Genomic DNA, 1,364 nt, shown 5'->3' with positions numbered 1-1,364 from the left:
TACCGTCCGCGCCCTCGGCGAAGGACTTGCACCGACCGTCGGCCGCGAGGCCCCGCTGCCGCGAGAACCCGACGAACGTCCCCGGCGTCGCCATCACCGTCACGCCACCGGCCAACGCCAGCTCGCACTCCCCACTGCGCAACGCCTGCACCGCCAGGTGCAGCGCCACCAGCGAGGACGAGCACGCCGTGTCGACCGTGACCGCCGGACCCTCCAGACCGAAGGTGTACGACACCCGGCCCGACGCGACACTGCCGCTCGTGCCGAGGAAGCCCTCGGCGTTGTCGGTGGACCGGTCGAGGACCAGCCCGTAGTCGTTGTACATCACGCCCGCGAACACCCCGGTCCGCGAACCGCGCAGGCCCAGCGGGTCGATCCCGGCCCGCTCGAACGCCTCCCACGACGTCTCCAGCAGCAGCCGGTGCTGCGGGTCCATCGCCAACGCCTCACGCGGCGAGATCCCGAACACCTCAGGATCGAAGTCCGCGGCCCCGTAGAGGAATCCGCCCTCCCGCGTGTACGAGGTACCGGGGTGGTCCGGGTCGGGGTGGTACAGGTTCTCGACGTCCCAGCCACGGTCCTCGGGGAACGGCACGATCCCGTCCCGCCCGGACGCCACCAGCTCCCACAGGTCCTCCGGCGAGGCGACGCCCCCAGGGTAACGGCAGGCCATCCCGACGATCGCGATCGGCTCGTCGGGGTCGGTCGTCGCGGCGGCGACCGCGGTGGGGGCGTCCCGGCCGGCGATTTCCCCGGAGACGAAGCCCGCCAGGGTCTCCACCGTCGGGTAGTCGAAGACCAGCGTGGACGGCAGCCGCAGCCCGGTCGCGGCGGCGAGGCGGTTGCGCAACTCGACCGCGGTGAGCGAGTCGAAGCCCAGCTCGTTGAAGGCACGGCGGGCCCCGACCTGGTCGGCGGAGGAGAACCCGAGCACCTCGGCGACCTGCGTCCGGACCAGGCCGAGCACGGCGTGGTCGCGTTCGGCCCGGGGCAGCGCCGCGAGCCGTCGCCCGAACCCGTTCGTGGTTCGGGCCCCGGCCCGAGCCGGGGCGAGGCCGTGCAGGATCGGCGGCACGACGGGAGCGTTGCGCAGCGCGGTGATGTCGATCGCCAGAGGCGCGACCACCGGCTCGCCGGTGCCGAGCGCGGCGTCGAAGGCCGCAAGGCCCTGCTCCGCCGTGAGCGGCAGGACACCACCACGCCGCATCCGCTCCCGGTCCGCGTCGGTGAGCGTCTCACCCATCCCCGCGTCCCACAGGCCCCAGGCGAGCGACGTCGCCGGCACACCCCGCGACCGCAGCTCCGACGCGTACGCGTCCAGGAACGTGTTCGCGGCAGCGTAGTTGGCCTGACCCGCGTTGCCG

At 73.5% G+C, this 1,364-nt stretch carries 1 protein-coding gene; it reads right to left on the bottom strand.

Annotation, left to right across the window (positions count from 1 at the left end):
* Nucleotides 1–1,364, bottom strand: a 1,364-nt coding sequence (locus PUR56_RS01140; RefSeq protein WP_329947464.1) for a beta-ketoacyl reductase, incomplete at both ends; no start/stop codon positions are given.

The sequence above is a fragment of the Streptomyces sp. BE303 genome (assembly GCF_036290945.1).
In the GTDB taxonomy this organism is placed as follows: Bacteria; Actinomycetota; Actinomycetes; order Streptomycetales; family Streptomycetaceae; genus Kitasatospora.
The sequence above is the reverse complement of the archived record's forward strand: the minus strand, read 5'-3'. Positions and strand labels throughout refer to the sequence as shown.